This is a genomic window from Paenibacillus sp. P4_A7, from assembly GCF_056402455.1.
In genome coordinates this window covers 1-3,901 of the sequence record NZ_JBFUHJ010000500.1, presented here as the reverse complement: position 1 = coordinate 3,901, position 3,901 = coordinate 1, and the positions used below count along the sequence as shown (strand labels likewise).

Sequence of the window (3,901 nt, the reverse complement as noted above, 5' to 3'; positions counted from 1 at the left end):
CACCTACAGCGACGACAAATAAACTAGCGCCTCAGTACATCGATGAAAGTAAATATGAAGGCGATGAATTAGGGATCGTCAAGACATTAAACAACTTGGTGAAAGCGTCATACGAGAAGGACTTTAATGCATATAATTCACTTATTACAGGAGATATGAATCCGAGCAAAGGAGAGTTTGATTTTAAAAGGCACTATTTAAGTATCGATAATTTAGACTTCACGGTGAAACCTGACCTTACACCTCCTGATGGTGCTAAACCTGTTATGCTAGAATATACAGAGAAGTTATTTGGTTCCGAGGAAATAGAAACAGAAACGCAACTGTTTGTGTTTCAGTTTGAAGATAATATCTGGAAATTACTTAATATAGCTGATTCGTGGCGGTGGTAAGAATTAAATTAAAAATGCGCTATATCACGAATAGTGACATAGCGCATTTTTAATTAGTAAAAACCAGAACCACTATTCCACGAAGTAGGATTAACCCTTACCATATTGTAAACAGAACGAGGAGTATCAGGATCTGGGTCCGATTGCCACGTTTCATCCACTTGGAAGCCAGCTGGAATTGAACTGTAACCGCAGCCGGACCGATCGCGTTCGTCGGACTAATCGTTCCGCACCTGTGCCGGGCGATTGCGGGCAATGATCATCGGTGGCTGCTTCCATACTGCACGGTGGCCGGAGCGCTGTTGCTGGTCGCAGCCGATACGCTTTCCAGATTCATTATTTCAGGCAAGGAAATTCCAGTCGGCATCGCGACGGCTATCGTTGGCGTACCGTTTCTCATTAGGTTGGGCGAGAAGGAGGAAGCATGTGTAATTTACAGCGAAGACACGGAATTGTCCTTGCCGCGTTGACTGTTGCCACATTGGCAGCAGCACTTGTTTCCTTGTCTCCTGGTTCCGTTCGCGTGCCGCTCTCCCAAGTTCTGATGTCTCTGTCAGGCAACGGAGACGAAGAATTCGGCATGATCGTGATCAGTTCCGACTGCCACGGGTCATCGCGGCTATTCTGGTGGGCGCCCCGCTGGCCGTTGCGGGAGCGCTGTTGCAAGGGGTGATAAGAATCCGCTTGCCTCTCCCTACGTGCTGGGCGTTACGGGCGGAGCATCAGTCAGCGTCGTAGCGTTTATGACGCTGGCAACGGGTGTCGGCATCTATTGGATACCTTTTATTGCAGTGGCAGGAGCTATGGTCATTGCGGCGCTTAATTATGCACTGGCATGGCGCAAGGGAGTATCACCCTTCAGACTGGTTATGATTGGAATTGGCATCTCGACAGCTGCAGGGGCTTTGACGGCGCTTCTATAAATAAGCGGCCCCGCTTACTTGGCTGCTCAGGTGCTGAATTGGACGACCGGAAGCATTTACGGCACCAATTGGTCGTATATTAGGATGCTGTGGCCTTGGGCGGCATTGTTCCTCCCTTTGTCGCTGCTTTGCGCGAGGGAACTCAACGTTCAATCGCTTAGAGAGGAGACGGCTCTCGGACTTGGCAGCAGACTTCAGCGGAGCAGATTGCTTGCATTGATCATTGCTGTCCTTTATCGGCTTAATCGCTCCTCACATGGCGAGGGGACTGGTCGGCCATTCCTACCGTATACTGTTGCCGGCATCGGCCGCGGCGGGGGCCATTGTCCTGCTGCTTGCGGATTTGGCGGGGAGAATGCTGTTCCAACCACTTGACATACCTGCAGGCGTGTTCACGGCATGTGTAGGCGCCCCCTTCTTCATGTATCTGCTGTTTCGTCGAAAGCGTGCGAGCCGGTGAAGCGGAGAGAGACGTCTATCTGTTGAAAAGCACGGACAAAAAAGTGTACGAAATAAACTTTGCGGTCGGCTACAGGAATCCGCAACATTTCAGTAAGGTGTTTCGCAAAAACTACGGTAAGAATCTACTAGAGCACCGCGATACGTTTTCTTCGCTCCACCAAGACTCCCGGCTTTAGAATCAAAACGGCACCGTAGCCCCTCGGAAGTCGGGCTGCGGTACCGGCCTGAGTCTACTCCTTGCCGGTCGAACTAGTTGCTCCAGAAAGCCCAGGCCCCCCTTCAGTATTAAATCCACGCAGTACTTTTCAAACACCCTGGAAAGATGGTGATAACCTGCTATCTTCATTTTTCAGTGACAACAACATGAGGATTATTTTTTTTCTCGGTTAGAACAAAAATGGTGAGTCGCAAGTAGAAACTTTATAGTCGATAAGAAAAATAGAGTTGTTTTATAGTGAGATTAGGCACAATCTTCTTTTTTGGTGTCATCCTAATGTGAGATCGGGAGGGAAATCATGAAAAGCAACAGATTGCCATTCATGCTGGTTGCAAGTGTTGCGCTGCTACTAGCAAGCATCATCATTTTTGAAAGCGCAGACAAGGTATTGGCTAACTCAACGGTAACCGTCACTTTAAAAAACAACTCAAAAGCTTTTGAAGGCACGACGCTTGGCATGGGAGGAACGATTATGCCTTTCGGCTATCATTCTTCATGGAAGGTTAAAGATTTTAACGATGACGACTTGGCGGTTTTAATGACGCAATTTAAAAAAACAGGCTCCACGGTTGCTAGGTTATGGTTAGATGGAGCTTGGTGGGAGCCGGCAAATGACAACTCGGATCCCGATGTCATGCTGGATTCCGGATTTACATGGAACAGCATTGAAATGAACTCGTTGTATAAATATCTTCAAGGCTTCAAAGATATGAACGTGGATGTGTTTGTTGACGTTATGGTTGACGACCCCCGAGTCATGTATCCTTGGCTCACTGCCGAGTACGCGTCGAACACCGGACCTAATACAGGCATGATCCCCGAGTATGCGGAGCATATCGCAGCTATGGTTAAACATCTTGTTGTTACCAAAGGGTTTACGAACGTCAAATACGTTTCCTTCTCAGGGGAGCCCAACAACTTCTTTCTGACTCCTCCAGGCGTCAGCAAGCTAACGAGCTATAAAGATTCCATGACCGCGGTGCGGAGCAGGCTGCAAAGTGAAAATCTGCTGCAATATGTGAAGCTGATTGGTCCCGAGATCGGTTATAGTGACCATGATACAGCCGGCTGGTTGGACGATCTGTCAACGAATATCCCTGCCAGTCTCGACGCGTATACCATCCATTCCGGACAGACAAAAGCAGAGGCGACGGATGGATCTTATGTCAGCTTGATCAAAAGCTTCATCGACATCATAAAAACCAATGACCCCAATGGGGCTGACAAACCGATTATGATAACCGATTATACCCCAACTGGTACCATTCGCAGAGCGGAGGATGGACTAAATTCCGTCGCGTTGATCGCCAATGGATTAAGGGCGGGTGTCAGCGAGTTCGGTCGATGGTCGTTTGCAGATGATATTTGGACATGGCCATCTGGCTCCAACCAAACGTCTACCAGCTTTGGAGATTACGGCTTCGGCATCATAGGCAGCAAACAGGAGAACTTTACGCCAAGACCTAATTACAAGGCGACAGCACTGGCATATAAGCTCATTCCAAAAGGATCGACAGCGTATCAGGCGACCACTACGAATGAAGCGGTTATTCCCGCCATAATTAAAACAGCGGAGGGCAAACACACCATTATCGTGGTGAACTGGTCGAGTAACGACGCGGATGTAAGCTTTACACTGGAGGACTCCATTCATACGACGTTTAGGAAATATAAGTTCGAGTCAGCCTCTATTGATTTAGTCGATAAGTTTGGCGAAATCCCGGCAAGCTTCGGAACCAAGTCAATAAGCGGAACCTCATTTACAGATACGATTCCGGCGAATACGATTTATTATTACTCGGACATTCCGGATCAAACGGCACCTGCACAGGTAACGGGGTTAAACGTAACAGCACCGGACTTTCACAAGGCGAACTTAACGTGGACCGCGGGCGCGGAGGCGGACT

General features: G+C 48.4%; 3 protein-coding genes and 1 pseudogene. All 4 read left to right on the top strand.

The annotated features are described in order from the left end of the window. Positions 1–392, top strand: a 392-nt coding sequence (locus AC1DWN_RS29750; RefSeq protein WP_477562477.1) for a hypothetical protein, incomplete at its 5' end; no start/stop codon positions are given. A gap of 203 nt (positions 393–595) precedes the next feature. Beyond that, complete coding sequence (locus AC1DWN_RS29745; RefSeq protein WP_477562478.1) at positions 596–862, top strand: iron chelate uptake ABC transporter family permease subunit; 267 nt, start codon at positions 596–598, stop codon at positions 860–862. 157 nt (positions 863–1,019) lie between these two features. Continuing rightward, a pseudogene (locus AC1DWN_RS29740) lies at positions 1,020–1,775 on the top strand (FecCD family ABC transporter permease). A gap of 517 nt (positions 1,776–2,292) precedes the next feature. Beyond that, the coding region (locus tag AC1DWN_RS29735) for a hypothetical protein (protein ID WP_477562476.1) at positions 2,293–3,901 on the top strand (1,609 nt) is incomplete at its 3' end.